Here is a 26642-nt window from a genome sequence, read left to right as displayed (position 1 = left end):
TCACTTTCGGTGTGATAAAATGGTAGTATGAGTTCTCGTAAGCGTCTGAGAACAAATAAAAATAGGAGGAAAAGATGGACGCTTTTAAGTATATTAAGCCAAAACTGTTTAGCACTCTTAAAGATTATTCGGGTGCACAGTTTGCAAAAGACCTTGTTGCAGGGATTATTGTGGCGATTATTGCCCTACCATTGTCAATTGCCTTAGCGATTGCATCAGGTGTTAATCCAGAACAAGGTCTTTATACTGCAGTTGTCGCAGGTTTTTTTATTTCATTTTTAGGTGGTAGTCGTGTTCAAATTGGTGGACCGACAGCAGCATTCGTTGTTATCATCTACGGTATCATTGCTCAATATGGTATGGCAGGTCTTACCATTGCAACATTCTTAGCTGGTATTATGATGATTGTTATGGGGCTTCTTCGTTTTGGAGACTTGATTAAATTCATCCCTAAAACAATCACAGTTGGATTTACATTAGGTATTGCTGTTGGAATCTTTGTTGGTCAATTAAAAGATTTCTTCGGACTAAGTATGGGTGCCGTTCCAGCTGAATTCGTTGAGAAAATGGTAGCTTACGCTCAACACATCAATACAATTAACTGGCCTACTCTTTTGATTGGTATGATTGCTTTGCTTATCCAAATCTTCTGGCCACGTGTTTCTCAAAAAATCCCAGGTTCTCTTGTTGCTATTATCGTAACAACAGCTCTTGTTGGATTTGGTCACATGTCAGTTAAAACAATCGGTGACTTGTACACTATCAAAGCTGGTTTACCATCATTTACAATGCCTGAATTGTCATTTGGTCTTATCCGTCAAATGATTTCACCAGCCTTCACTATTGCAATATTGGCTTCTATCGAATCACTTCTTTCATGTGTGGTTTCAGATGGTATGATTGGTAGTCACCACCGTTCAAATGCTGAATTGGTCGGACAGGGTGTTGGTAACATGATGTCTGCTCTATTTGGTGGTATCCCTGCTACAGGGGCTATCGCTCGTACAGCAGCTAACGTTAAAAATGGTGGTCGTACACCAATCGCTGGTATGACTCACGCTGTGACATTGCTCTTGATCCTCTTGTTCTTGATGCCTTACGCGTCACTTATCCCAATGAGCTGTCTTGCTTCAATCTTGATTATGGTTGCCTATAACATGAGTGGATGGCGTACATTCGTTCACATGCTCAAAAAAGCACCTAAGAGTGATATCGCTGTTTTGGTAATTACACTTGTGTTAACAGTCTTCTTTGACCTTGTTGTAGCTATCGAATTTGGTATGGTTTTGGCTGCCTTCTTATTCCTTAAACGTATGTCAGACGTTGCCGCAGTTCGCCAATGGGTTGATAAAGATAGCCTTGATGACGCTGAACTTTCAGAAAACACTGATTTGAAACATGTGCCAAGTAACACAGTTGTTTACGAAATCTTTGGTTCATTGTTCTTCGGTGCAGCAAATGACTTCCTTAACTTCACTCATGAAGAAGGAAAAAATGTCTTGATTCTTCGTATGCGTAATGTTCCAGCGATGGATATTTCAGGACTTGAAGCTCTTGAAGAAACACTTGAAATCTGCCAAAAACGTGGCATGACATTGATTCTATCTCACGTTAACAAACAACCATATCGTGTGATGGAAAAAGCTGGCTTTATCGAAAAAGTTGGTCAAGAAAATCTTTGCGAAAATATCGATGCTTCACTAAAACGCGCAGCAACTTTAGCAAAATAAGATAGATGAAAGGATGTCCTTTGGGCATTCTTTTTTTGTGATTGTGTCAGTTTTTCTAACTCATTTTTGGGGATGAAGGAGTTAGCAGTAGGGCTTTTTCTTTTTAATCTTTGCTAAAAGTGAAAAATCAAGAATATCAGAAGTAGTGGATTTTGTCATAAAAGTAGCTAAAAAGCTCGTGTTTTCAAGCAATTTCACCATTTTTCAGCCATAATTGACATCTTACTATCATAAAGTGAGTTTTTTGAAATTTTTATTAATTTTAAAATTTTCTGTATTTTTAGAAAATAGTGTGTTATAATACCAGACATACCGAAAGAAAGTTTATGGTAGGAGGAAATTTTTTATGGAAAGTAAATCAACTTGGAAACGCGTTGGTTTGGGAGCGGTAAGTTTGGCTTCTGTTGCTCTCTTGGCTGCATGTGGTGGTGGTAATAAATCAGCTGCTAACAAAAACGAAATCAATTGGTACACACCAACTGAAATCTTGTCTCTTGATATCTCAAAACACACTGACCAATATTCAGCGTTAGCAATCGGGAACTCATCAAGTAATTTGCTTCGTGTCGATAAAAAAGGTGAACCAAAACCTGACTTGGCAAAAAGTGTTGAAGTATCAGAAGATGGTTTGACTTATACAGCAACTTTGCGTGATGGTCTTAAATGGTCAGATGGCAGTGCTTTGACAGCAGAAGATTTTGTTTACACATGGCAACGCATGGTTGACCCAAAAACAGCTTCTGAATATTCTTACTTAGCTGTTGAATCTCATTTGGAAAATGCTGATAAGATTAATTCAGGTGAACTTTCTGACCTTAGCCAACTTGGTGTTAAGGCAGATGGCAACAAAGTTATCTTCACCCTTACAAGTCCATGTCCACAGTTCAAATATTACCTTGCCTTTTCTAACTTCATGCCACAGAAAAAAGCATTTGTTGAAAAAGAAGGCGATAAATACGCTACAACTTCTAAAGACCAAATCTACTCAGGTCCATACACTGTAAAAGGTTGGAACGGTAGTGACGGTACTTTCAAACTTGTAAAAAATAAATACTACTGGAATGCTAAGAACGTTAAGACTGACAAAGTTAACCTTCAAGCAATCAAAAAAGCTGATACAGCAGTTCAAATGTATAAAAATGGTGAGCTAGACACAGCAAATATCTCAGCAACATCATCTATCTACAAAGCTAATAAAGGAAACAAAGATGCTGTTCCAGTACCAGAAGCTCGTATGACTTACATCGTTTATAACGAAACTGGTTCAGTAGCTCCTCTTGCCAATGAAAAAATCCGTCAAGCACTTAACCTAGCGACTGACCGTAAAGGAGTTGTCGAAGCAGCTATCGATACAGGATCAAAACCAGCCACAGCTCTTGCAACACCAGGTCTTGCTAAATTAACTGATGGTACTGACCTTTCTAAATACGTTGAACCAGGTTACAAATACGATGAAAAAGCTGCTGCTAAATTATTTAAAGAAGGTTTAGCTGATCTTGGTACAAACTCAGTTAAATTGACAGTGACTGCTGATTCAGATGATGCCGTTACAAAAGCAGCTGTTGACTACATCAAACAAAGTTGGGAAGAAGCTCTTCCAGGCTTGAAGATTGAAGAAAAATTTGTTACCTTTAAACAACGTCTTGAAGATACTAAGAACCAAAACTTCGAAGTTGCCCTTGTATCATGGGGTGGAGATTATCCAGAAGGATCAACATTCTATGGTTTGTTCTCATCAGCTTCAGCTTATAACTATGGTAAAGTATCAAGCCCAGAATTTGACCAAGCTTATAACAAAGCTTTGACAACTGATGCTTTGGATACTGATGCAGCAGCAGCGGATTATAAAGCAGCTGAAAAAGTCCTTTACGAAGGTGCACACTACAATCCAATTTACTTCCGTAGTACTGAATGGCTTCAAAATCCAGATCTTAAAAACCTTGTTCGTAACTCAACAGGTCTAACAGTGGACTTTAGCCACGCTTATAAAAAATAAGCATTAGAATTTAGTTTAACCAAATAAGCCCAACTGATGTTTGGGCTTATTTTTTTGTGTGTGATATTTATACTTTTTATGTAAAAATATGTAAAACGATGTTAGCTTTTATACAGTGACAAATACTTTGAGAAGTATGATTATTTGAGTGATTAAAGCTCTAATAATCGCTAAAAATGATAAAAGAAAACTGATTGTAAATCACCAAAACAAGTGAATTTTTATAAAATAACGAACAATTTCCATCTCTATCAACCTAAATGTTTACAAAATGAGTGAAAAATGAGTGTAAGCACTCTTTTTGAAATTTTAATTAATTTTCAAATTTTCTGTATTTTTAGATAATATTGTGTTATAATACATAACATACCGAAAGAAAGTTATATGGTAGGAGGATCTATTATGGAGATCAAAACTTTAAAACGTGTCGGTCTTGGGGCTGTCACATTGTTGTCTGTTGCTACACTAGCAGCATGTGGTGGAAATAATTCATCATCAAAATCTGCTAGCAAAGATATCAATTGGTTCGTACCAACTGAAATCAGCACACTTGATATTTCAAAAGTAACTGATACTTACTCATCAATTGCTATTGGTAACTCAGGAAGTAACCTTCTTCGTGTTGATGAAAAAGGTGATTTGAAACCTGATTTGGCTGAAAAAGTTGACGTATCTGAAGATGGTTTGACATACACAGCTACACTTCGTGATAACCTTAAATGGTCAGATGGTAGCAAATTGACAGCTGAAGATTTCGTATACAGCTGGCAACGTATTGCTGATCCAAAAACAGCTTCTGAATACTCATACCTTGTTTCAGATGCTCACGTTTTGAATGCCGAAGATGTCATTGCAGGTACTAAAGGTGTTGACCAACTTGGTGTTAAAGCTGATGGCAACAAAGTTATCTTTACTTTGTCAAACCCTTCTCCACAATTCATGAGTCTTCTATCATTTGCAAACTTCATGCCACAAAGTAAAGCATTTGTTGAAAAAGCAGGTGACCAATACGGTACAACTTCTGAAAAATCATTGTACTCTGGTCCATACACAGTTTCAAAATGGAACGGTACAAATGGTAACTTCACACTTGTGAAAAACAAATACTACTGGGATGCTAAAGACGTTAAAACTAAGAAAGTAAACGTTCAAACAATCAAGAAACCAGATACAGCTGTTCAAATGTACAAAGATGGTGACCTTGATACAGCAAACATCTCAAACACAGAAGCTACATTTAAAGCTAACAAAAACCGTAAAGACGTCGTTCCAGTTCCAGAAGCAACAACAGCTTACATGGTTTACAACCAAACAGGTACAGTAACTGCTTTGAACAACCTTAAAGTTCGTCAAGCACTTAACCTTGCAACTGACCGTGAAGGTATCGTTAAAGCTGCCATCGATACTGGTTCAAAAGCTGCAACTGCCCTTGCACCAACAGGTCTTGAAAAACTTCCTGATGGAACTGACTTGGCTAAATACGTATCACCAGGTTACTCATACAACAAAAAAGAAGCAACTAAACTCTTCAAAGAAGGTCTTGCTGAACTTGGTACAGATTCAGTTAAATTGACTGTAACTGCTGACTCAGACGCTCCAGTTGCTAAAGCAGCTGTTGACTACATCAAACAAACTTGGGAAGAAGCTCTTCCAGGCTTGAAAGTTGAAGAAAAATTCGTTACTTTCAAACAACGTCTTGAAGATACTAAGAACCAAAACTTCGATGTTGCCCTTGTTCTTTGGGGTGGTGACTATCCAGAAGGATCTACATTCTACGGACTCTTCACTACTGGTTCATCATACAACTACGGTAAATTCTCAAATGCTGATTACGATGCTGCTTACCAAAAAGCCATCACTACAGATGCTCTAGATGCTAAAGCTGCTGCTGATGATTATAAAGCTGCTGAAAAAGCTCTTTATGACAACGCACTTTACAACCCAATCTACTTCCGTAGCACTAAGTCACTTCAAAATCCTGACCTTAAAGGTCTTGTTCGTAACTCAACAGGATTGCAAGTTGACTTCACTCACGCATACAAAAAATAAATCATTCTAGTGATGATGAGACAAGGTTCGAGCCTATCGAACCTTGTTTTTTTATGACTTAAAAAATGGTACAATGAAAGTATCATATTAGTAAAAGGAAATATATGCGTTTAGATAAATTTTTAGTTGAAGCAGGTCAGGGCTCACGCACAGAAGTCAAACAACTTCTTAAGAAAAAACAAGTCTCTGTCAATGGAAAAATCGAGACTTCTCCCAAGACACAAATCGATGAAAAAGCTGACCAGGTCATTTGTCAGGGGCAAAATCTCTCTTATGAAAAATACGTTTATTACATGCTTAATAAGCCAAAAGGAGTCATTTCTGCAACCGAGGACAATCATCATAAGACGGTTCTGGATTTACTTGATAAGACCGCTTGGGATAAAGAAGTCTTTCCTGTTGGACGATTAGATATTGATACTCACGGGCTTTTACTTTTGACAAATAATGGGAAATTAGCGCATGCTATGCTTTCGCCTAAAAAGCATGTTGACAAGCTTTATCGCGCTAAAGTAGCTGGGATTATGACAACTGAAGATGTCGAACGTTTTGCTAAAGGCATCGAGTTGAAAGATTTCACGTGTCAACCAGCGCAGCTAGAGATTTTAGAAATTGATGAAGCTGCAAAGACAAGCTTAGTTGCTATCACAATCAAAGAAGGAAAATTCCACCAAGTCAAACGCATGGTATTAGCTTGTGGTAAGGAAGTCACAGACTTAGAACGTTTGAGTATGGGATCATTACAGTTGGATGAAAACTTATCACTTGGTGAGTGGCGTCGATTGACAGCAGAAGAGCTAGCGGAACTAGAAGAATTTGACGTTGAACTGTAAATTTCTTGCAGTACTTATTTGATTATTTAGCCTAATCATGTTAAGATAATAGTAATAAAATCAATTGAGCGAGGTGTATTAAGGTGGCATTTGGTGAAAACGGACCACGTAAAAAAACAGCGTTTGAAAAACTGACTTTAGTAGTTGTTATCTTAATGGTTCTAGTAACTGTAGGTGGTCTTATTGCGACTGCTATTGGTTCAATTATTTAAAGAACGCTGAAGAGGCGTTTTTTTATGCTTTTGCACATCCAATTTTAGTGCAATTGTGATTACAATGAAAGAATAGGAATTAATAATGAGTATGTTTTTAGATACTGCCAAAATCAGCGTTAAAGCTGGTCGTGGTGGTGATGGCATGGTTGCCTTCCGTCGTGAAAAATACGTCCCTAATGGCGGTCCTTGGGGAGGTGACGGTGGTAAAGGTGGTTCAGTCATCTTTAAAGTTGACGAAGGACTTCGTACATTGATGGACTTCCGTTACAACCGTATTTTTAAAGCTAAATCTGGTGAAAAAGGGATGACAAAAGGGATGCACGGACGTGGTGCAGAAGACCTTATTGTTCGTGTCCCACAAGGAACAACTGTTCGTGATGCTGAGACAAATAAAGTTATCACTGACCTTGTTGAAAATGGTCAAGAATTTGTTGTGGCTCATGGTGGACGCGGTGGACGTGGTAATATCCGCTTTGCGACACCACGTAACCCTGCACCAGAAATTGCTGAAAATGGTGAACCAGGTGAAGAACGTGAACTTCAACTTGAATTGAAAATCTTGGCTGATGTTGGTTTGGTTGGATTCCCATCAGTTGGTAAATCGACATTGCTAAGTGTTGTCACAGCTGCTAAACCAAAAATCGGTGCTTATCACTTTACAACAATCGTGCCTAACCTTGGTATGGTTCGTACAAAATCAGGTGACAGCTTTGCTATGGCTGACCTTCCAGGATTGATTGAAGGTGCTTCACAAGGTGTAGGTCTTGGAACACAATTCCTTCGCCATATCGAACGTACACGTGTTATTTTGCACGTTATTGATATGTCAGCAAGTGAAGGTCGTGACCCTTACGAAGATTATGTTTCAATCAATAACGAACTTGAAACTTACAACCTTCGTTTGATGGAACGTCCACAAATCATTGTTGCTAACAAAATGGACATGCCAGAAGCAGAAGAAAACTTGAAAGTCTTCAAAGAAAAATTGGCTGCGAACTACGATGATTTCGAAGAAATGCCAATGATTTTCCCAATTTCAAGCTTGGCTCACCAAGGATTGGAAAATCTGATGGAAGCAACAGCAGAATTGCTTGATAAGACTGATGAATTCTTGCTTTACACTGAAGATGATATGATTGACGAAGAAGTATACTACGGATTTGATCCAGACGAACGTCCGTTTGAAATTTCACGTGATGACGATGCTGCTTGGGTATTGTCAGGTGAAAAACTTGAAAAACTCTTTGTCATGACAAATATGGAACGTGACGAATCAGTTATGAAATTTGCACGTCAATTGCGTGGTATGGGTGTCGATGAAGCCCTTCGTGAACGCGGTGCTAAAGACGGAGATATCGTTCGAATCGGTAACTTCGAATTCGAATTCGTGGATTAATATAAGATACAAAGTCCGTTAAGCGAGCAAAGCAAAAATAGGAATTTTAACGAAGAGCAACGAGCTCTAGGAAAAATTGTCTTTTTTGCCCAGCTCGTAGGACGTGTTCAATTGTTACGCTAGTACTACTTCGAAATTGGTTTAGTATTTTACGTTGTAGCAGGTGTTTATCAACGATAATAAGTTTTATAGATATTTTTAACGGGAGGTTCTTATGGGTGAAAAACCGATATCTTTTAGAGATAAAGATGGTAATTTTGTATCAGCAGCCGATGTTTGGAATGCTGAAAAGCTAGAAGAACTTTTCAATACCCTTAATCCAAATCGACGTTTTCGCTTAGAACGTGAAAAATTAGCAAAAGAAAAAGCGGGAGAAGCAGAAGACCAAGAGTCTTAACCTGCACTCCTACTTAAGCTCAGCTTTTTAGCTGGGCTTTTTTAGTTGCTTTCTAAGGATTTTTCAGTTAAATGGTAGTGTTTTCTTGCGACGGTTTGAATAAAATGTTGGTCATGAGAAACGCTGATGATGCATCCAGGGTAATTGATGAAAAGATCACGGATAAGTGGCTGGCTAGTTGGTGAAAAATGTCGTGTTGGTTCGTCGAGAATAATCACTTGATTTTTGGCAAGGACCATGTGGGCTAAGAAAAGTTTAGCTTTTTGCCCACCAGATAGGTTAAGAGTAGAGTGTTCCATTTCCTCTCTTGTAAATTGAAGGCAAGCTAGAATCGTTCTTGCGGTATTCTCATTTGCCACATCGTCTAAAAAGTTAAGAGCTGAAATCTCTTTTGAAAAGAAACTATCATAATCTTGTGGCATGTATCCGGTAGATAGGTGCTGATTTTGGTTTAGGTCTTGATAAATCTGTTTGATTAATCTTGTTTTTCCAATGCCATTTTTACCTGTTATCACTAATTTATCTTGTCCGAAAATATCTAAATTAATTATCTGTCCACTTGGTAACTGATGATTTTTCCAAGATAGAATTCTTTTATTTTTATCAAGGGTTGAAATATCATTAAAAAAGAGTGCGATATTGTCCATGTTTTCTGGAAATTCGGTACGATTACTATCTTCTTTTTGATACCTTTTTTCAAGCGAAAGAACATTTTTCATCTTTTTAGCCGCCAGTCTTCCAAGAGTGCTGTCATGAGTGTGCCTAACATTGTATTGGGCAGCTTGGTGGAGACGCTGGATTTTTGCGTCTCTTTTTTTCTTTAAGCGACAGTCGTTTTTGGCTTCTTGTAACTGTTTAGTGTAGGCACTTTGACGCTGTTTAAGGTAATCTTGGTATTTCCCTTGGAAATAGCTAGCGCGAGGAAGTTGACGATGCTTAAGAAGTTCAAGGTGTAAGATGGCGGTAGCAGTATCTTCAAGCATAGCTTCATCGTGAGAGATAAAAATAATGGTTTTATTAGATTCTTGAATGAATTTTTTTAAGACTACTTGACTGTCAATATCAAGATCGCTGCTTGGCTCATCTAATAAGAGTAAATCAGCTTCTTGTCCGGTTAATTTAGACAGTTGAAGTTTGAGTTTCTCACCGCCTGATAAGCTAGATAACAGTTGATTTTTTTCTTCTAATGTTGCAAGATCTAACCCTAGTTGCGCAGCCATTTGATAAAAAGTTGTATAATTGAAAAGATAATCCATATTCTTATAAAGAAAATCAGAGATGGTCTGGTCATTTTCATTTTTAGACAGGGATTGTGGAAGGTATCCGATTTTTTTAAACTGATTACGAATTTGTCCAGTATAGTCAGCATAGCTGGCAATTAATTTTGGGGATACGATAGTTTTTAGTAGGCTTGATTTGCCTGTTCCTTCCTCTCCAATAATGGCTAATTTCTCACCAGGATTTACAATGAGATGCAAGTCTGTAATGATTGGCTTAGAATCCTTGAGATGGTGTATGGATAACTGATTAATTTCTAGCATAAAATCCTCGCTTTCAAAAAAACACACTCTACCATAGCAGGTAGAGTGTGAATCTCATTATGGTCAACGCTAAAAATACCCAACACGTCTGATGGATAAGCAAGAGAATAGAGAAGTGCACTAAAAACAAAACCTGATATGGTATACCAAAACGTTTTGCTCTTAGTTGTTCATCGTTAAAAATCCTCCTACTTGATTTGCTTTCATTTTAGCAAAAGGATGCTATTTTTGTCAAAGAATATGCGAAAATCCACAGTCAAAAGGCTGAGGATTTTTGAAATTAATAATTTTCAGCTCGGACTTCAAAGTAAGATTGAGCGTGAGCGCAGACTGGGCAAACTTTTGGTGCTTTTGTACCAACAATAATGTGACCGCAGTTTCGGCATTCCCAAATCTTAACTTCGCTCTTTTCAAAGACTTTAGCAGTTTCGACATTTTTGAGAAGAGCACGATAGCGTTCTTCGTGGTGCTTTTCGATTTCAGCGACCATGAGGAATTTTTTAGCAAGTTGAGGGAAACCTTCTTCTTCAGCAGTTTTGGCGAATTCAACATACATATCTGTCCATTCGTAGTTTTCACCATCTGCAGCAGTTTCCAAGTTTTCGGCAGTATCACCAATGCCAAAGAGTTCTTTATACCACATTTTGGCATGTTCTTTTTCGTTGTCAGCAGTCTTCAAGAAAAGTTCTGCGATTTGTTCAAATCCATCTTTTTTTGCTCTTGAAGCAAAGAAAGTGTACTTGTTGCGTGCTTGAGATTCACCTGCAAATGCAGCTTGCAAATTTTTTTCGGTTTGAGTACCAGCATACTTAGACATATCAAAGTCCTCCTTATATTAAACAGTAGTTGCCTACTGATTTTATACAGAAAAAAGTTATGGATTTGCTACCTTAGCGCTCTTATCTCGCTTAAAAAGGAGTTTTTCTGTCAATATAAGTGAGGTAATTCCCAAAGCTATAGGGTGAGTTTGATTATGTAGCTTGTCTTTATAACTTACCTTCAGTCTACCAAAAGCAAAAATGAAAGTCAAAATTTTAACAGAGATTGTTAAAAGAAAATATTGTCATTTCGTCAATATGAAGGCACAAAAAAACTAGGTTTTATAACCTAGTTTTTTAAGTTATTAGACATTCAATACTTTGTTCAAGAAGTCTTTTAGACGTGGGTGTTGTGGGTTATCGAAGATTTGTTCAGGTGTTCCATCTTCAATAAATTGTCCGCCGTCTGTGAAGATAACACGGTTGGCAACTTTACGAGCAAATCCCATTTCGTGGGTAACGATTAACATGGTCATACCTTGCTCTGCCAAGTCTTTCATAACACCAAGAACGTCACCGACCATTTCAGGGTCAAGTGCAGAAGTTGGTTCGTCAAAGAGCATGATATCAGGATTCATTGCCAAACTACGTGCGATTGCGACACGTTGTTTTTGACCACCAGATAAGCTATCTGGTTTGGCATCGCGTTTATCTGCAAGACCAACTTTTGCAAGAAGTTCCATAGCGTGTTTTTCAGCATCTTCTTTGCTTTCTTTTCCTAATTCGATAGGAGCGAAAGTGATGTTTTCAAGAACAGTCATGTGTGGGAAAAGGTTGAAGTGTTGGAAAACCATACCGATATTTTCACGAACTTTATCGACGTCAGTATTTGGGTCAGATAGTTCATAACCATCAACAACGACTTTACCACTTGTGATTGTTTCAAGAAGGTTAAGCGTACGAAGGAAAGTTGATTTACCTGAACCAGAGGGTCCGATGATACATACAACATCACCTTCGTGGAATTGTGTTGTAATTCCTTTTAAGACTTCATTATCTCCATAAGATTTATGCAAATCTTGAACATCAATTTTTAATTCTGCCATTATTTAAGCCTCTTTTCTAGACGTTTTGCTAAACGAGTCAAAAGGGTGATCATTACAAGGTAGATGATTGCTAAGATAGCGTACATACGGAATGATTGGTAGTTACGAGCGATAATGATTTTACCTGTTTGGAAGAGTTCGACAAGACCAATTGCTGATACGATAGTTGTATCTTTCAATGAAATAACGAATTGGTTGATGAAGTTTGGCAACATCACGCGAACGGCTTGTGGCAAGATAACTTTTTTCATTGTCTTACCGTATGAGATACCTAAGCTTCGACTTGCTTCCATTTGTCCTTTAGGAACTGCTTCGATACCACCACGAACAATTTCAGCAATGTAAGCACCAGCGTTCAATGAAAGTGCAATTGTTGCAGCAAGGAAATCATTGATTGGACTTTGGTGACCTGTCATTGATTCGATAAGGTTTGGAATTCCCCAGAAGATGAAAGCAGCGACAATCATCAATGGGATACCACGAACGACGTCAACAAAGACTGCTGAGATTGTACGAAGAACTTTATTTGGAGCAACGGCCATCATACCAAAGATGATACCGATAACCATAGCAATTGCAAATGAAATTAATGTCAGGCTAAGAGTTGTTCCAAGACCTGTTAGCAATTGTGAGTAGTTGTTTTTGATAAGTCCCCAAATTGTTGTTTCGTCTACGCTTGATGATGTTGATTTTTTAGCATCAGTTGAACCTAGGTATTTGCTTACGATTTTATCGTATTCACCTGATTTAACAAGTGCAGCAAGACCGTTGTTGAACATTTCAAGCAATTCTGGGTTAGCACCTTTGTTTACGGCAAATCCGTATTCACCAGATTTTTCACCGTCGATTGGTGTATCAAAGTTACGACCTTGTTTGATAGCATAGCGAAGGACAGCTTCATCATCCATGAGAGCGTCGATTGAACCAGAGTTCAAACTGTCATACATTGTAGATGCTTCGTCAAAGGCACGAAGTGTGTAGCCGTATTGAGCAGCGTGTTCTGACAACCATGTGTAAGATGATGTACCATTTTTGGCACCAACAGTTTTACCACTTAAGTCATCGTATGATTTTACTGAGCTTCCTTTTTTAACAGCAAGCAAGATGTTTGAAGTGTAGTAAGCATCTGAGAAATCAAAGATTTCTTTACGGGCATCAGTGATTGACATACCAGCCATAACACCATCAGCTTGACCAGCTTGGACAGCGTTAAGTGCTGCGTCAAAACCTGGGTTTGAGATTTCAATGTTGAAACCTTGTTGTTTTGCGATAGCTTTAATTAAGTCAACGTCGATTCCTTCATATTTACCTGAGTCATTTTGATATTCAAATGGGGCAAATGAAGAATCCATAACGATTTTGTAGCTTGATTTGACAGGTGTTGCTTTTGCAGAAGCGTCACCAGATAATTCAAGGCTGCTTGAGGCAACAACGCTTGATTGATCAGCGGCTTTATCAGAATCGCCAAGCCATTTTGCCATGATAGCATCGTAAGTACCGTCTTTTTTCATTTCAGCAAAAGCTTGGTTAAATTCGTCGATGAGGTATTCGTATTTGCTTCCTTTTTTAACAGCAAAGGCGAAGCTTCCGACTTTTTCACCGTCGATATTGATAGCGTAGTTTTTACCTTGGCTAATAGCGTATTGGACAACAGGTTGGTCATCCATAGCAGCGTAGACTGAACCAGCATCCAAGCTGTTGTTCATCAAATCGCTTGTATCAAAAGTTTTGATTTTATAGCCGTATTTCTTTTGATTTTCTTTAAGGAATGCTTGCGCAGCTGTTCCGTTTTTAACACCAACAGTTTTACCTGACAGTTGTTTATAGTTAGACACTTTAGCATCGCTACGAGTGTAGACAACAACAGCTGTATCGTAATAAGTATCTGAGAATGTGAAGACTTTTTTACGAGCTTCTGTGACTGTTGTACCAGCCATAAGGGCATCGGCTTGACCAGCTTGAACCGCATTAACTGCTGCGTCGAAACCAGGGAATGTCATATCGATATTCCAACCCTCTCGGTTTGCGACTTCATTAATAATGTCAACGTCAATACCTTTATAAACTTGATCTGAATCTTTGAATTCGAATGGGGCATAAGCAGTGTCAGACACGATACTGATTGTATCGGCGTTAGCATTTGCACCAAACACAAAGATTGCAGAAACCATTGCTAGCATAATAGCTTTCAATTTGTGCTTCATGTTAGTCTCCTTTAGAATAGATTGCATTAATTATATCAAAATTCAGACACTTAGGCAACTTTAGTTTTTGTCTCATGTTAGAAAACCTAACATGAAAAGTTAGGATGAAGAAGAAGCCATATCAAATGGGAGTATTTTACCTTTATTTATGGTAGAATGAAGGTATTAAATGACAGTTTGAGGAATATTATGATTGATAGAATAGAAAATAATCATTTTAAATTAGTCTCAAAATATGAGCCATCTGGTGACCAACCACAGGCAATCGAGACTTTAGTTGATAATATTGAAGGAGGAGAAAAAGCTCAGATTCTTCTCGGTGCAACAGGTACTGGTAAGACTTATACGATGAGTCAAGTCATTGCTAAAGTTAATAAACCAACCCTTGTTATTGCACACAACAAGACCTTGGCAGGGCAGCTCTACGGAGAATTTAAAGAATTCTTCCCAGAAAATGCGGTTGAGTACTTCGTGTCTTACTATGACTATTACCAACCAGAAGCTTATGTGCCATCCAGTGACACTTATATTGAAAAAGATAGCTCAGTCAATGATGAAATTGATAAGCTACGCCACTCAGCAACGTCATCGCTTCTTGAACGAAATGATGTCATTGTCGTTGCATCTGTATCATGCATTTACGGTTTGGGGTCACCGAAAGAATATGCTGACAGTGTTGTCAGTCTTCGTCCAGGTCAGGAAATCTCACGTGACCAATTATTAAATGACTTGGTTGATATTCAATTTGAACGAAATGACATTGATTTTCAACGTGGTCGTTTTCGTGTGCGCGGTGATGTGGTTGAAATTTTCCCAGCCAGCCGAGACGAACATGCCTTTCGTGTCGAATTCTTCGGTGATGAAATTGATCGCATTCGAGAAATCGAAAGTTTGACGGGTAAAGTTTTAGGCGATGTTGAGCATTTGGCGATTTTCCCTGCAACCCACTTCATGACCAATGAAGAACACATGGAAGAAGCTATTCAAAAAATCCTAGCAGAAATGGAAGAGCAGGTTAAGCAGTTCGAAGCTGAAGGAAAACTTATTGAAGCACAGCGCATTCGTCAACGAACAGAATATGATGTCGAAATGCTGCGCGAGATGGGCTACACAAATGGTGTCGAAAACTATTCTCGTTATATGGATGGACGTTCAGAAGGTGAGCCGCCATTTACCCTTCTTGATTTTTTCCCAGAAGACTTTTTGATTATGGTTGATGAAAGTCATATGACCATGGGACAAATCAAGGGCATGTACAATGGTGACCGTTCTCGTAAGGAGATGTTGGTTAACTATGGTTTCCGCTTGCCAAGTGCACTTGATAACCGTCCGCTTCGTCGTGAAGAGTTTGAAAGTCATGTTCACCAAATCGTTTACGTCTCAGCGACACCAGGTGATTATGAATTAGAACAAACCGATACTGTCGTTGAGCAAATTATCCGTCCGACAGGTCTACTTGATCCTGAAGTGGAAGTTCGTCCGACGATGGGGCAAATGGATGACCTTCTTGGTGAAATCAATGCTCGTGTTGAAAAAGGGGAGCGTACCTTTATCACGACATTAACTAAGAAAATGGCAGAAGATTTGACAGATTACCTCAAAGAAATGGGTGTCAAAGTCAAATACATGCACTCAGATATCAAGACTTTGGAACGTACCGAGATTATTCGCGATTTGCGTTTAGGTGTTTTTGATGTTTTGATTGGGATTAATTTGCTGCGTGAAGGGATCGACGTGCCAGAAGTTAGCTTGGTTGCTATTCTTGATGCGGATAAAGAAGGTTTCCTCCGTAATGAACGTGGTTTGATTCAAACGATTGGTCGTGCTGCGCGAAATAGCGAAGGTCATGTTATCATGTACGCAGATAAGATTACAGAATCAATGCAAAAAGCCATGGATGAAACAGCGCGTCGTCGTAAGATTCAAATGCGTTACAACGAAGAACATGGTATTGTACCACAAACCATTAAGAAAGAAATTCGCGATTTGATTTCTATTTCTAAAGCGACAGATACTGAAGTGGCTGAGGATACACCAGATTACTCAAGTATGAACAAGGCAGAGCGTAAAGATGCTATCAAGAAACTACAAAAACAAATGCATGAAGCTGCTGAAATGCTTGATTTTGAGCTTGCTGCTCAATTGCGTGATATGGTGTTAGAATTGAAAGCTATGGATTAGAAGGGAAAAATGGAAAAAAATAAAGGAAGTCTTATTTTAGGTTGGATTGGTATTGCTGTTATTTTAATTGGAGCTTATTATTTTTTTAATTGGTTATTGAAAGTAATTTCAATCATTAAAACATTTGATGCAGTCATAATAGTGGCTATTATAACTGGTTTTGTAACCATTGTGACAACTTTTATAAAAACTATTATTGATATTCAGCAGTCTAGATTACAATATTTAACACAGAAACGTGAAACAGCATATTATCAGTTTATTGATATGGTATATAAGATAAATCAATCAAGTAAAAATTCGAAAAGCTATCCTACAGAAGAACAGATTAAAGATATTATGAAATTTAGCAAAGAAATAACTCTTTGGGGATCTAAAAATGTAGTTGAAAAATGGACTGAATTCAGAAGAGTTGGTAATACAAGTGCAGATGGTAAGCAGCTATTGAAAATTTCAGAACAGTTAATGAATGAAATGAGAAAAGATTTAGGTGTCCCTAAAGTTAAAGAAAATTCTTTATTAGCTTTTTTTATCAATGATATAGAGAATCTAAAATGAAGAGGAGAAAGATAAATCATGTCTCGTGCACAACGTGTGATTTTAACCAATATGTGCTTAATTGAAGATGGCAAAGGCAATGTCGTCATGCAGGTTCGTGACCCAAAACGTTATTCTTGGTCAGGCTATGCCCTTCCTGGAGGACATATCGAAGCCCATGAAGGCTTGGTAGAATCGGTTATCCGTGAGGTAAATGAAGAAACAGGTTTAACCATTAAAAATCCTCAGTTAGTTGGAATGAAACATTGGTACACCAAAGAAGATGAACGTTACTTAGTTTTTCTATACCGTACATCAGATTTTGAAGGTGAGATGCATTCGACCGATGAGGGAGAGATTAAATGGGTAGCTAGAAAAGACTTACCTAACCTTGACTTAGCTTATGATATGCTAAATTTGCTACGTGTTTTTGAAGAAGATGACCTTAATGAACTCTTTTATCGTGAACGTTTAAAAGACGATTTCTTACGTGAATTTTGGTAAGAGTAATAAGTTTTCTTCCTATTAAATAACCAGATTTTAAACAATCAAAAAGCTTGGAACAATTGTTCCAAGCTTTTTTTGATAATTAATAATAGAAGGGGAGAAGTGATTGAACTTCTTCTTATTTAACTGAACCACCAGTAATGCCTTCAACGTAGTATTTTTGCATAAACATGAAGAGCAATGTGATTGGGACAGCGATAAGAACTGAACCGGCAGTGAATGACATGAACCAGTCATTAATAGTATCTTGTTGCAACATTGAGAACAGACCAATGGCAACAGTGTATTTACTTGTCGCATCACCGAGGATAACCTTAGCGAAGATGAAATCAATCCAAGGACCGATGAAAGCCATAAGCGCTGTGTAGACAATGATTGGTTTTGAAAGTGGGAGAGTGATTTTAAAGAAAATGTCAGCGCGAGTAGCTCCATCAATCATAGCAGATTCATCGAGTGAGTAAGGAATTGTATCAAAGAATCCTTTAGCAATGTAGAATCCAAGTGCTGCACCAGCAGAGTAAACTAGGATAAGTGCTAGCAATGTTTGGTCAAGGTTGAATGCTTTTAAGATGTAATAAACAGCAATCATACTCATGAAACCAGGGAACATATTAAGCACAAGTGCTAATTTCAAGAAACCATTGCGGTGTTTGAATTTGATACGACTAAGTGAGTATGCCATAGCAACGGTGATGAATGTTGAAATCACACAAGTAGCAGAAGCGACGAATAATGTATTCAAGAACCATTGCCCAAATGGAAAGGCATCAGAAGTAAATAGTTTAATGTAATTATCTAGCGTCCAAGTTTTTGGAATGAAGTAGTTAACGTATGCTGTTCCTTCGCCACGGAAGCTAGTAAGAACAACCCAAACGATTGGAAAGAGCCAGATGATTGATAAAACAATCAATAAAATATAGACAAAAGTCAGTGTTAATCGTTTTTTGTTTTTCATTATTTAGCAACCCCTTCCTTGTAAGAACTTGTTCTTGTGTAAGCCAAGAGACTAAATACAGCAGAAAGAACAAAGATAAGAATACCGATAACAGAAGCAAGGTTGTAGTCAGCTGCAGTAACAGTTAAGTTGTAGAGCCAAGTAACAAGCAAGTCTGTGCTACCAGCTTGGTAGAAGTTAGAGTTAGTAGGACCACCACCAGTAAGAAGGTAGATAACGTTGAAGTTGTTGATGTTACCGATAAATTGTTGAATCAAGTTTGGCATCATCACAAGTAAGATTTGAGGGAATGTGATTGATTTAAAGATTTGGAATTTATTGGCACCATCGATTTCAGCGGCTTCAATTTGTTCTTGAGGGAGGTTCATGATAATACCTGAAGCGACAAGCATTGTGACAGGAATACCTACCCACATGTTAACGATGATGATTGAAAATTTAGCCCAAAGTGGATCTGACAAGAAAGGCAATGGGTTTGCAGCAGAGATAAGTCCGATTTTTTCAAGGAATGCATTGACTGGACCAGCATCACTGAGCAAGTTTCTCATGATAAGAAGTGAAATGAATTGTGGCACGGCGATTGTGATAACGAAGATTGTACGCCACATTTTTTTCAATTTCAAACCTTTAGTATTGATAATAAGTGCTAAGACAATACCAAAGAAGAAGTTTGTCACAGTTGCAAATACTGCCCAAATCAAAGTCCAAGAAAGAACTGGGAAGAATGTTCCCGCCATACGACCGTTAAAGATGTTACCGAAGTTAGCAAAACCAACCCAGTCAAACAAACTTTTTGGTGGTAGGTGATTGTGGTCATAACTTGTGAAGGCCAAACAAATCATATAAACCAATGGCAAGATAGTGAAGAGAAGTACCCCAATCATTGGAACTGCCATCAAAGTCATGTGGAAACGACCGTTTGCCAAAGTTTCAAAGTCTTCTTTAAAGGTAGGAACTTTCAAACCTTCTTTATCGATGACATAAAGATTTCTAGCACTCTTAAGGTTACACCAATAAATGTAAGCAAAGACAAGGCAGAAGATAAGAGAAGCAAGACCGAAGATAAGCATTAACATAGAGTTATCGCCATCAACAGCAACTTTCATCTTAATCCCATTGACGGTTTGTTCAACAAGACCTTGTTGGTGTGTTCCCAGAGTGATTAATCCTTGCAAGTTTGGAATAATCTGAGAGAAGAAAGTGATTAAGAAAAGAATCTCTGATAGTAAAAACAAACAACCTTTAATAATCTGTTTATGGTAAAGATTTGAAAATCCCATAATCAGAAATGACAGTTTGGTATCAAATTTCCCTTTTTTAAAAGCCTCTGTAACTGATACACTGTCAAAATAGTGTGAATTAGTCATACAAAACTCCTTTTATTAATCTTGTTGGAAGTCACTGCTAAAAATTTAATCTTAAAGTTCTTAGCAATAACTCCGACAAGAGTTTCCCTAAAAATAAAGTGGGGATGTAACTCCCCACTTCAGAACATCTTACTTAGCGTTAGCTAAATCTTTGTCAAATTGTTGCAATTTAGCGAGGTAGTCACCACTTTGAATTTTACCATTGTAGACGTCGCTGAGAAGAGCAGCACTTTCAGTCCAGAATGTAGTCATTTGACTAAGTTTAGGTGTTACAACTGTGTAGTCTGATGATGAAGCCATCTTGATAACTGCTTGAGCTAATTCATCTGATTGAACTTTATCTGATGATTGAACTTCTTTGTTAGCAGGAATAATGTTACGACCTTCGTAAGTGAATTGGTTTTCTTGGCTTTCTGCACTAGTAAGCATAGAAGCAAGTTTGTAAGAAGCAGCGATACGTTTTGTATCTGAACCTGCAGGAGCTTGGTTAACAGCAAAGAGTTTTACACCAAGGAAAGCTTTTTGTTGTACTTCGTTACCGCCGATTGAGATTTTTGGATAAACAGCGATACCAAGATTATCTTTACCAACAGCGTCTTGTGCAGCTTTAAGATCCCAAGGGCCTGATTCAAGTGAAGCAACGCTTCCGTCACCGAATTTAGACATTGCATTTTCAGCAGTCAAGTTAACGAAACCTTTGTTTGATTTTTGATCAGCAATCCATTGAAGAACTAATACACCAGCATCGTTACCCCAGTTAGTGCCGTCAACTGTTTCACCATCTTCACCAAATAGTGTATCACCGACTGACATGAAGAGTGGAGCAGTTGCGTAAGCGTTCATTGCTTTAAATGTTGCACCGAATGTTGCTTTGCTTGTGATTGTTTCGTAGTTAGCAACATCGTCAGCTGAAAGTTTTGATTTGTTATAGAAGAGAACTTGTGACTCGATACCAAATGGGAAAGCGTAAGTTTTACCATTGTATTTTGCACCAGCTACTGCTTGATCAGTATCGTTAGTAGCAATTTCTTTGGCATAATCTTCAGGAACTTCTTGGATAACACCAGATTCAACTAGTTGACCAAGTTGATCGTGTGGAAGTGAGAAGACATCAGCAGCTTTTTGTGGGTCTTTCTTAACGTTTTCTTGTGCTTTTGAATCGTTTGATTCAACCATCTTAACTGTGTAACCAGATTCTTTTTCGAAATCTTTAACAATAGCAGTGTAAGATTTTTTAGCACCAGTTGGTACCCAAAGTTTGATTGTCTTGCTGTCAGAGGCAGAAGATGATTTAGTTGATGAGTTATTTGAGCAAGCAACTAAAACGCTTCCAGCAAGTGTTAAACCTGCACCAGCAAGGACCATTTTTTTCCATGTGTTCTTCTTCATGAGTTTCCCCTCCTAGAGAAAGATTAGTAATATTATTTACACTTATATTATGCAACCGTTTGCAGTTAATGTCAAGCATTTTTTGTAAAAAAGTTTAAAAAACTTGAAGTGTCAAATAAAGAAAGTGATAAAAAGAGCATCAATCTGATATATGTTGGTCAGTTTTTACTATAAAATAGCCTGAAAAAACAATATCTTTCTAAAAAATATCACAAAATAGGGCAAACAATTGCAGAAAAATCTTATTTATGTATAATAGGGGATAAAAATAAGAGTTTTTACCTCTAAAACCTTGTCAGTACAGTAAATCTATTATAAAATGAAAGATGCAAAGGAGACTTAGATGGTTACAATTAAAGATGTAGCGGCTAAAGCTGGCGTCAATCCTTCGACGGTTAGCCGTGTTTTGAAGGATAATAAATCCATTTCTCAGAAAACAAAAGACAAAGTTCGGAAAGCGATGGCAGAGTTAGGTTATGTTCCTAATGTAGCTGCCCAAATGTTAGCTAGTGGCTTAACGTATAACGTTGGTCTGATTTTTCCACCATTAATCACACCAGATCGTTTGAACGAACCATTCTTTATGCAAATTCTTTCTACTATAACTAGCGAAGCGAAATTAAATGATTTTACAGTTTCTATTGCAACCGGTATGACAGTTGATGAATTAGAAGAACAAGTAAAATTGATGTATCGCCAAAAACGTGTAGACGGATTTATTATCTTATACTCTGATCCAGAAGATCCAGTTCGTAAGTATTTGATGGATAATAATGTACCTTTTGTGATTGTCGGTGCTCCCGAAGGTTTCGAAAATGATATTACTTATATAGATAATGATAACCAATTGATGGGTAAAAAAGCAGTTGAATATCTTTATCAAAAAGGACATCGTGAGATTCTATTCGTTACAGATGATTTAAAATCTGAAGTGTCATCAGAACGTTATTTTGGTTACCTTCGAGGCATGGAAAAGCTTGGTCTGACAAGCGATAAAGCACTTTTGTTCGATCGTAGAGATCCAATGATTCTGGAAGCATTAATTGAAAAAATTGAATCAAGTAAAGCAACGGCTCTGATTGTGATTGCTGATACAATTTCAGTTCGATTAGCTCAGTTCTTATCTTATTATCAATTGAAGGTTCCGGATGATATTTCAATTATCACCTTCAATAACTCAGCCTATTCAACTTTGATTCACCCTTATATGACAACATTTGATATTAATGTTGCTAATTTAGGTCGAACTAGTTTCAGACGATTGGTCGAATTGATTAAATCTCCTGAAACAGCGATTACTGAAAAAATCATTGTTCCTTTTACCTTGAGAGAGCGAGAAAGTGTCCGTCAATTGCATGTTGAAGACAAATAAAATCCCTTTCTAGCGGTTTTCATGAATGAAAATAAACGCCTTAATTGCTATTAGTTTTAGCAGTTGAGGTGTTTTTTTATATTTTTTTGCAAAAAATGATTGACTTACGCAAACGCTTGCGTTATAATTTGCAGTGTAAAGATCGTTGATAAAGGAGAAAACATATGGAAAAACGTGCAAGTGGTGTACTGATGCATATCACATCATTACCCGGCAAACAAGGGGTGGGAACATTTGGTCAAGAAGCTTATAACTTTGTTGATTTCTTGGTTGAAACTGACCAAACATACTGGCAAATCCTACCATTAACAACGACAAGTTATGGTGATTCCCCTTATCAATCATTCTCAGCAACAGCTGGGAACACTCATTTAATTGATTTAGAATTGCTTTGTAAACAAGGCTATTTAACAAAAGAAGACTATGAAACTGTTAACTTCGGTGATGATTTAGAAAACGTTGATTATGCTCGCATTTTTGAAACTCGTCGTCCAATTTTAGAGAAAGCAGTTGCAGAATTTATGCAAGATGCTGACAATCAAAAAGCTCTAGCAGATTTCGAAAAAGAAGCTACATGGGTGAAAGATTACGCTGAATTCATGGCCATTAAAGAATTCTTTGGCAATAAAGCCTTACAAGAATGGGATGATAAAGCAGTTGTTCGTCGCGAAGAAGCAGCTCTTGAAACTTATCGTGAAAAACTAAAAGACGTTATCACTTACCATAAAGTCACTCAATATTTCTTCTACCAACAATGGGCTGATTTAAAAGCCTATGCCAATGAAAAAGGTATTAAGATTATTGGTGACATGCCAATCTACGTTTCTGCTGATAGCGTAGAAGTTTGGACAATGCCTGAACTTTTCAAAGTTGATGCTGAAAAGAACCCGCTTTGTATTGCTGGTGTTCCTGCAGATTCATTCAGTGATGATGGTCAACTTTGGGGAAATCCAATTTATGATTGGGAAAACCACAAGAAAACAAATTATGCTTGGTGGGTTTATCGTATTAAAGAAGGTATTAAACTATATGACCTTCTTCGTATTGACCACTTTAAAGGTTTCTCAGATTATTGGGAAATTCGTGGTGATTACAAGACTGCTAATGATGGTAGTTGGCAACCTGGTCCAGGACGTACTTTGTTTGATGTCGTACGCGACGAGCTTGGTGAACTTCCTATTATTGCTGAAAACCTCGGTTATATCGATGCCAAAGCAGAGCAATTGTTAACAGACACTGCTTTCCCAGGTATGAAGATTCTTGAATTTGGATTCTATGATACCGAAGGTAAGAGTATCGATGCTCCACATAACTGCAATAAAAATAGCGTTGCTTATAACGGCACACATGATAATGAAGTGGTTAATGGTTGGTATGACAACTTGACTGATGAACAAAAAGCATTTGTTGATGCTTATACACATCGTCATGAAGGCGAACCAATCACACAAACAATGCTTCGTACCTTGTTTGCAACGGTTAGTGATATTGCAATTGCGACTATGCAAGACATTCTAGACAAACCAGCTGAGTCTCGCATGAACATTCCAAATACTGTTGGTGGCAACTGGCAATGGCGTATGTTAAAAGAAGATTTGACAGATGAACGCAAAGCATTCTTGAAAGACATTACTGCACTTTATTGCCGCAAAAATACATTTAAATAAAAAAGAAAAAGGGATATTATAATGACAACTAAATTTACAGATTACGTAACTTCGAAAGGCCAAAAACTTGCTGAATTGAGCAATGAAGACATCTATGTAGCGCTTTTGCACTACGTTAAAGAATTAGCTGCCGAAAAACCAAAAAATACAGCTAAACGCAAAGTTTACTACATTTCTGCTGAATTCCTTATTGGTAAACTTTTGTCAAATAACTTGATTAACCTTGGTATCTATAAAGATGTTAAAGCTGAACTTGCTGCAGCTGGTAAATCAATTGCAGAAGTAGAAGATGTCGAACTTGAACCATCACTTGGTAACGGTGGTCTTGGACGTTTGGCATCATGTTTCATCGATTCAATGTCAACTCTTGGTATCAACGGTGAAGGTGTCGGACTTAACTACCACTGTGGTCTATTCAAACAAGTCTTCGTTGATAACCAACAAGAAGCAGAAGCTAACTACTGGATTGAAAAAGATTCATGGCTTGTGCCAACTGACATCAGCTACGATGTTCCATTTAAAGACTTTACGCTTAAATCTCGTCTTGACCGCATTGATGTTCTTGGTTACAAACGTGATACTAAAAACTACTTGAACTTGTTTGATATTGACGGGCTTGACTACGGTTTGATTCACGATGGTATTTCATTTGATAAGACTGAAATCAAGAAGAACTTGACACTCTTCCTTTACCCAGATGATTCAGACCGCAATGGTGAATTGCTTCGTATCTACCAACAATACTTCATGGTATCTAATGCTGCACAATTGTTGATTGATGAAGCTCTTGAACGTGGTTCAAATCTTCACGATTTAGCTGACTACGCTTATGTTCAAATCAATGATACTCACCCATCAATGGTTATTCCTGAGTTGATTCGTCTTTTGACTGAAAAACATGGTATTGAATTTGAAGAAGCTGTTTCAATCGTGAAAAGCATGGTTGGTTACACTAACCACACAATCTTGGCTGAAGCACTTGAAAAATGGCCGCTTGATTACCTTAACGAAGTTGTGCCACACTTGGTAACAATTATTGAAAAACTAAACAAACTTGTTGCTAGTCAATATTCAGACCCAGCTGTTCAAATCATTGATGAATCAGGTCGTGTTCATATGGCACACATGGACATTCACTTCTCAACTTCAGTAAATGGTGTAGCTGCTCTTCACACTGAAATCCTTAAAAACAGTGAATTGAAACCATTCTATGACATTTACCCTGAAAAATTCAACAACAAAACAAACGGTATCACATTCCGTCGTTGGCTTGAATTTGCTAACCAAGATTTAGCGGATTACCTTAAAGAGCTTATCGGTGATGAATACCTTACTGATGCTACTAAGCTTGAAAAACTACTTGCTTACGCTGATGACGAAGCTGTTCATGCAAAACTTGCTGAAATCAAACACAATAACAAATTGGCGCTTAAACGTTACCTTAAAGATAATAAAGGTATCGAACTTGATGAAAACTCAATCATTGATACACAAATCAAACGTTTCCACGAGTACAAACGTCAACAAATGAATGCTCTTTATGTTATTCATAAATACCTTGAAATCAAACGTGGTAACCTTCCAGAACGCAAAATCACTGTTATCTTTGGTGGTAAAGCAGCTCCAGCATATATCATTGCACAAGATGTTATTCACTTGATTCTTTGCTTGTCTGAATTGATTAACAACGACCCAGAAGTTAACAAATACCTAAATGTTCACTTGGTTGAAAACTACAATGTTACTGTAGCTGAACACTTGATTCCTGCAACAGATATTTCTGAACAAATCTCTCTTGCTTCTAAAGAAGCTTCAGGTACTGGTAACATGAAATTCATGCTTAATGGTGCTTTGACGCTTGGTACAATGGACGGTGCCAACGTTGAAATTGCTGAACTTGCTGGTATGGATAATATTTATACATTCGGTAAAGATTCAGATACTATCATTGATCTCTATGCAACACAAGGTTATGTAGCAACTGATTACTACGAAAATGATCCAGTCATCAAAGAAGCAGTAGACTTTATCGTTAGTGATGAATTGGTGAAACATGGTAATGCTGAACGTCTTGAACGTCTTTATAATGAATTGATTAACAAAGACTGGTTCATGACATTGATTGACCTTAAAGAATACATTGCTGTTAAAGAACAAATGCTTGCTGATTACGAAGATCAAAAATCTTGGATGACTAAAGTTATCAAAAATATTGCTAAAGCTGGCTTCTTCTCATCAGACCGTACAATCGAACAATACAACGATGAAATCTGGCACAGCAAATAAGATTAAATAGAGTATAAATAAGAACGCGAGGTTGATAAAACAACCTCGCGTTTTATGTATATACAGAAAAAATACAAAAATATTGAATTTTTATAAAAATAGGGTTGACAAATGTATAAATATTAAATAAAATGTATACATATCAAAAAAGAAAAG

20 protein-coding genes are annotated in these 26642 nt (G+C 37.5%); 13 read left to right on the top strand and 7 right to left on the bottom strand.

Going from position 1 to position 26642, the window contains the following annotated elements:
• Positions 1 to 74: 74 nt before the first annotated feature.
• From BLR83_RS04260 to BLR83_RS04230, 7 genes are all read left to right on the top strand, one after another.
• Entirely contained in the window at positions 75 to 1730 is a 1656-nt protein-coding gene (locus BLR83_RS04260) for a SulP family inorganic anion transporter (RefSeq protein ID WP_074560574.1), read from the top strand.
• A 346-nt stretch (positions 1731 to 2076) separates the two neighbouring features.
• On the top strand, positions 2077 to 3726 hold the full coding sequence (locus tag BLR83_RS04255) for a peptide ABC transporter substrate-binding protein (RefSeq protein ID WP_074560573.1): 1650 nt from the start codon (positions 2077 to 2079) through the stop codon (positions 3724 to 3726).
• A 402-nt stretch (positions 3727 to 4128) separates the two neighbouring features.
• Positions 4129 to 5775: a peptide ABC transporter substrate-binding protein gene (locus BLR83_RS04250; RefSeq protein WP_142349916.1), complete on the top strand. Its 1647-nt coding sequence runs from the start codon at positions 4129 to 4131 to the stop codon at positions 5773 to 5775.
• A gap of 104 nt (positions 5776 to 5879) precedes the next feature.
• Positions 5880 to 6608, top strand: coding sequence for a pseudouridine synthase (locus BLR83_RS04245; protein WP_074560571.1), 729 nt, complete (start codon positions 5880 to 5882; stop codon positions 6606 to 6608).
• 83 nt (positions 6609 to 6691) lie between these two features.
• The gene (locus BLR83_RS04240; RefSeq protein ID WP_003065505.1) at positions 6692 to 6820 is read left to right on the top strand and encodes a DUF4044 domain-containing protein; all 129 of its coding nucleotides are present in this window, start codon (positions 6692 to 6694) and stop codon (positions 6818 to 6820) included.
• 85 nt (positions 6821 to 6905) lie between these two features.
• Positions 6906 to 8219 carry a GTPase ObgE gene (gene obgE, locus BLR83_RS04235; RefSeq protein WP_074560570.1) on the top strand — a complete coding sequence of 438 codons (1314 nt, stop codon included), beginning with the start codon at positions 6906 to 6908 and terminating at the stop codon, positions 8217 to 8219.
• A 214-nt stretch (positions 8220 to 8433) separates the two neighbouring features.
• Positions 8434 to 8616 carry a hypothetical protein gene (locus tag BLR83_RS04230; RefSeq protein WP_014334954.1) on the top strand — a complete coding sequence of 61 codons (183 nt, stop codon included), beginning with the start codon at positions 8434 to 8436 and terminating at the stop codon, positions 8614 to 8616.
• A 41-nt stretch (positions 8617 to 8657) separates the two neighbouring features.
• Here the strand turns inward: BLR83_RS04230 and BLR83_RS04225 are convergent, their stop codons facing one another.
• From BLR83_RS04225 to BLR83_RS04210, 4 genes are all read right to left on the bottom strand, one after another.
• A complete protein-coding gene (locus BLR83_RS04225) occupies positions 8658 to 10157 on the bottom strand; it encodes an ATP-binding cassette domain-containing protein (protein ID WP_074560569.1) in 1500 nt (499 codons plus the stop codon).
• 280 nt (positions 10158 to 10437) lie between these two features.
• Positions 10438 to 10974 (bottom strand): rubrerythrin, encoded by a 537-nt coding sequence (rbr, locus tag BLR83_RS04220; RefSeq protein WP_074560568.1) that lies wholly within the window; start codon positions 10972 to 10974, stop codon positions 10438 to 10440.
• A 306-nt stretch (positions 10975 to 11280) separates the two neighbouring features.
• A complete protein-coding gene (locus tag BLR83_RS04215) occupies positions 11281 to 12021 on the bottom strand; it encodes an amino acid ABC transporter ATP-binding protein (protein ID WP_074560567.1) in 741 nt (246 codons plus the stop codon).
• On the bottom strand, positions 12021 to 14225 hold the full coding sequence (locus tag BLR83_RS04210) for an ABC transporter substrate-binding protein/permease (protein WP_074560566.1): 2205 nt from the start codon (positions 14223 to 14225) through the stop codon (positions 12021 to 12023). The genes BLR83_RS04215 and BLR83_RS04210 overlap by 1 nt, the downstream gene beginning before the upstream one ends.
• A 189-nt stretch (positions 14226 to 14414) precedes the next feature.
• Here BLR83_RS04210 and uvrB point away from each other — a divergent pair, with 189 nt between their 5' ends.
• Genes uvrB through BLR83_RS04195 form a run of 3 tightly spaced genes read left to right on the top strand, consistent with a single transcriptional unit; the run spans position 14415 to position 17447 of the window.
• Entirely contained in the window at positions 14415 to 16406 is a 1992-nt protein-coding gene (gene uvrB, locus BLR83_RS04205) for an excinuclease ABC subunit UvrB (RefSeq protein WP_074560565.1), read from the top strand.
• Positions 16407 to 16415: 9 nt separating this feature from the next.
• Positions 16416 to 16964 (top strand): hypothetical protein, encoded by a 549-nt coding sequence (locus BLR83_RS04200; protein ID WP_074560564.1) that lies wholly within the window; start codon positions 16416 to 16418, stop codon positions 16962 to 16964.
• Between the two features lie 18 nt (positions 16965 to 16982).
• Positions 16983 to 17447 carry an 8-oxo-dGTP diphosphatase gene (locus BLR83_RS04195; protein WP_074560563.1) on the top strand — a complete coding sequence of 155 codons (465 nt, stop codon included), beginning with the start codon at positions 16983 to 16985 and terminating at the stop codon, positions 17445 to 17447.
• Positions 17448 to 17568: 121 nt separating this feature from the next.
• Here BLR83_RS04195 and BLR83_RS04190 read toward each other — a convergent pair whose 3' ends face one another.
• The 3 genes from BLR83_RS04190 to BLR83_RS04180 all read right to left on the bottom strand — a co-directional run bounded on the left by BLR83_RS04190 (position 17569) and on the right by BLR83_RS04180 (position 21161).
• Complete coding sequence (locus BLR83_RS04190) at positions 17569 to 18405, bottom strand: sugar ABC transporter permease (RefSeq protein WP_013852034.1); 837 nt, start codon at positions 18403 to 18405, stop codon at positions 17569 to 17571.
• On the bottom strand, positions 18405 to 19772 hold the full coding sequence (locus BLR83_RS04185) for a carbohydrate ABC transporter permease (RefSeq protein ID WP_039696663.1): 1368 nt from the start codon (positions 19770 to 19772) through the stop codon (positions 18405 to 18407). The genes BLR83_RS04190 and BLR83_RS04185 overlap by 1 nt, the downstream gene beginning before the upstream one ends.
• A 129-nt stretch (positions 19773 to 19901) precedes the next feature.
• Positions 19902 to 21161, bottom strand: coding sequence for an extracellular solute-binding protein (locus BLR83_RS04180; RefSeq protein ID WP_074560562.1), 1260 nt, complete (start codon positions 21159 to 21161; stop codon positions 19902 to 19904).
• Positions 21162 to 21504: 343 nt separating this feature from the next.
• Here BLR83_RS04180 and BLR83_RS04175 point away from each other — a divergent pair, with 343 nt between their 5' ends.
• From BLR83_RS04175 to glgP, 3 genes are all read left to right on the top strand, one after another.
• On the top strand, positions 21505 to 22533 hold the full coding sequence (locus tag BLR83_RS04175) for a LacI family DNA-binding transcriptional regulator (protein WP_074481566.1): 1029 nt from the start codon (positions 21505 to 21507) through the stop codon (positions 22531 to 22533).
• Positions 22534 to 22697: 164 nt separating this feature from the next.
• Positions 22698 to 24200: a 4-alpha-glucanotransferase gene (gene malQ / locus BLR83_RS04170; RefSeq protein ID WP_074560561.1), complete on the top strand. Its 1503-nt coding sequence runs from the start codon at positions 22698 to 22700 to the stop codon at positions 24198 to 24200.
• A gap of 21 nt (positions 24201 to 24221) precedes the next feature.
• Positions 24222 to 26486: a glycogen/starch/alpha-glucan family phosphorylase gene (glgP, locus tag BLR83_RS04165; protein WP_074560560.1), complete on the top strand. Its 2265-nt coding sequence runs from the start codon at positions 24222 to 24224 to the stop codon at positions 26484 to 26486.
• Positions 26487 to 26642: the final 156 nt, after the last annotated feature.

Source organism: Streptococcus equinus (assembly GCF_900101445.1).
Lineage (GTDB): Bacteria > Bacillota > Bacilli > Lactobacillales > Streptococcaceae > Streptococcus > Streptococcus equinus_B.
Note: the sequence above shows the minus strand (reverse complement) of the source record. Positions and strands in the feature narration are given on the sequence as shown.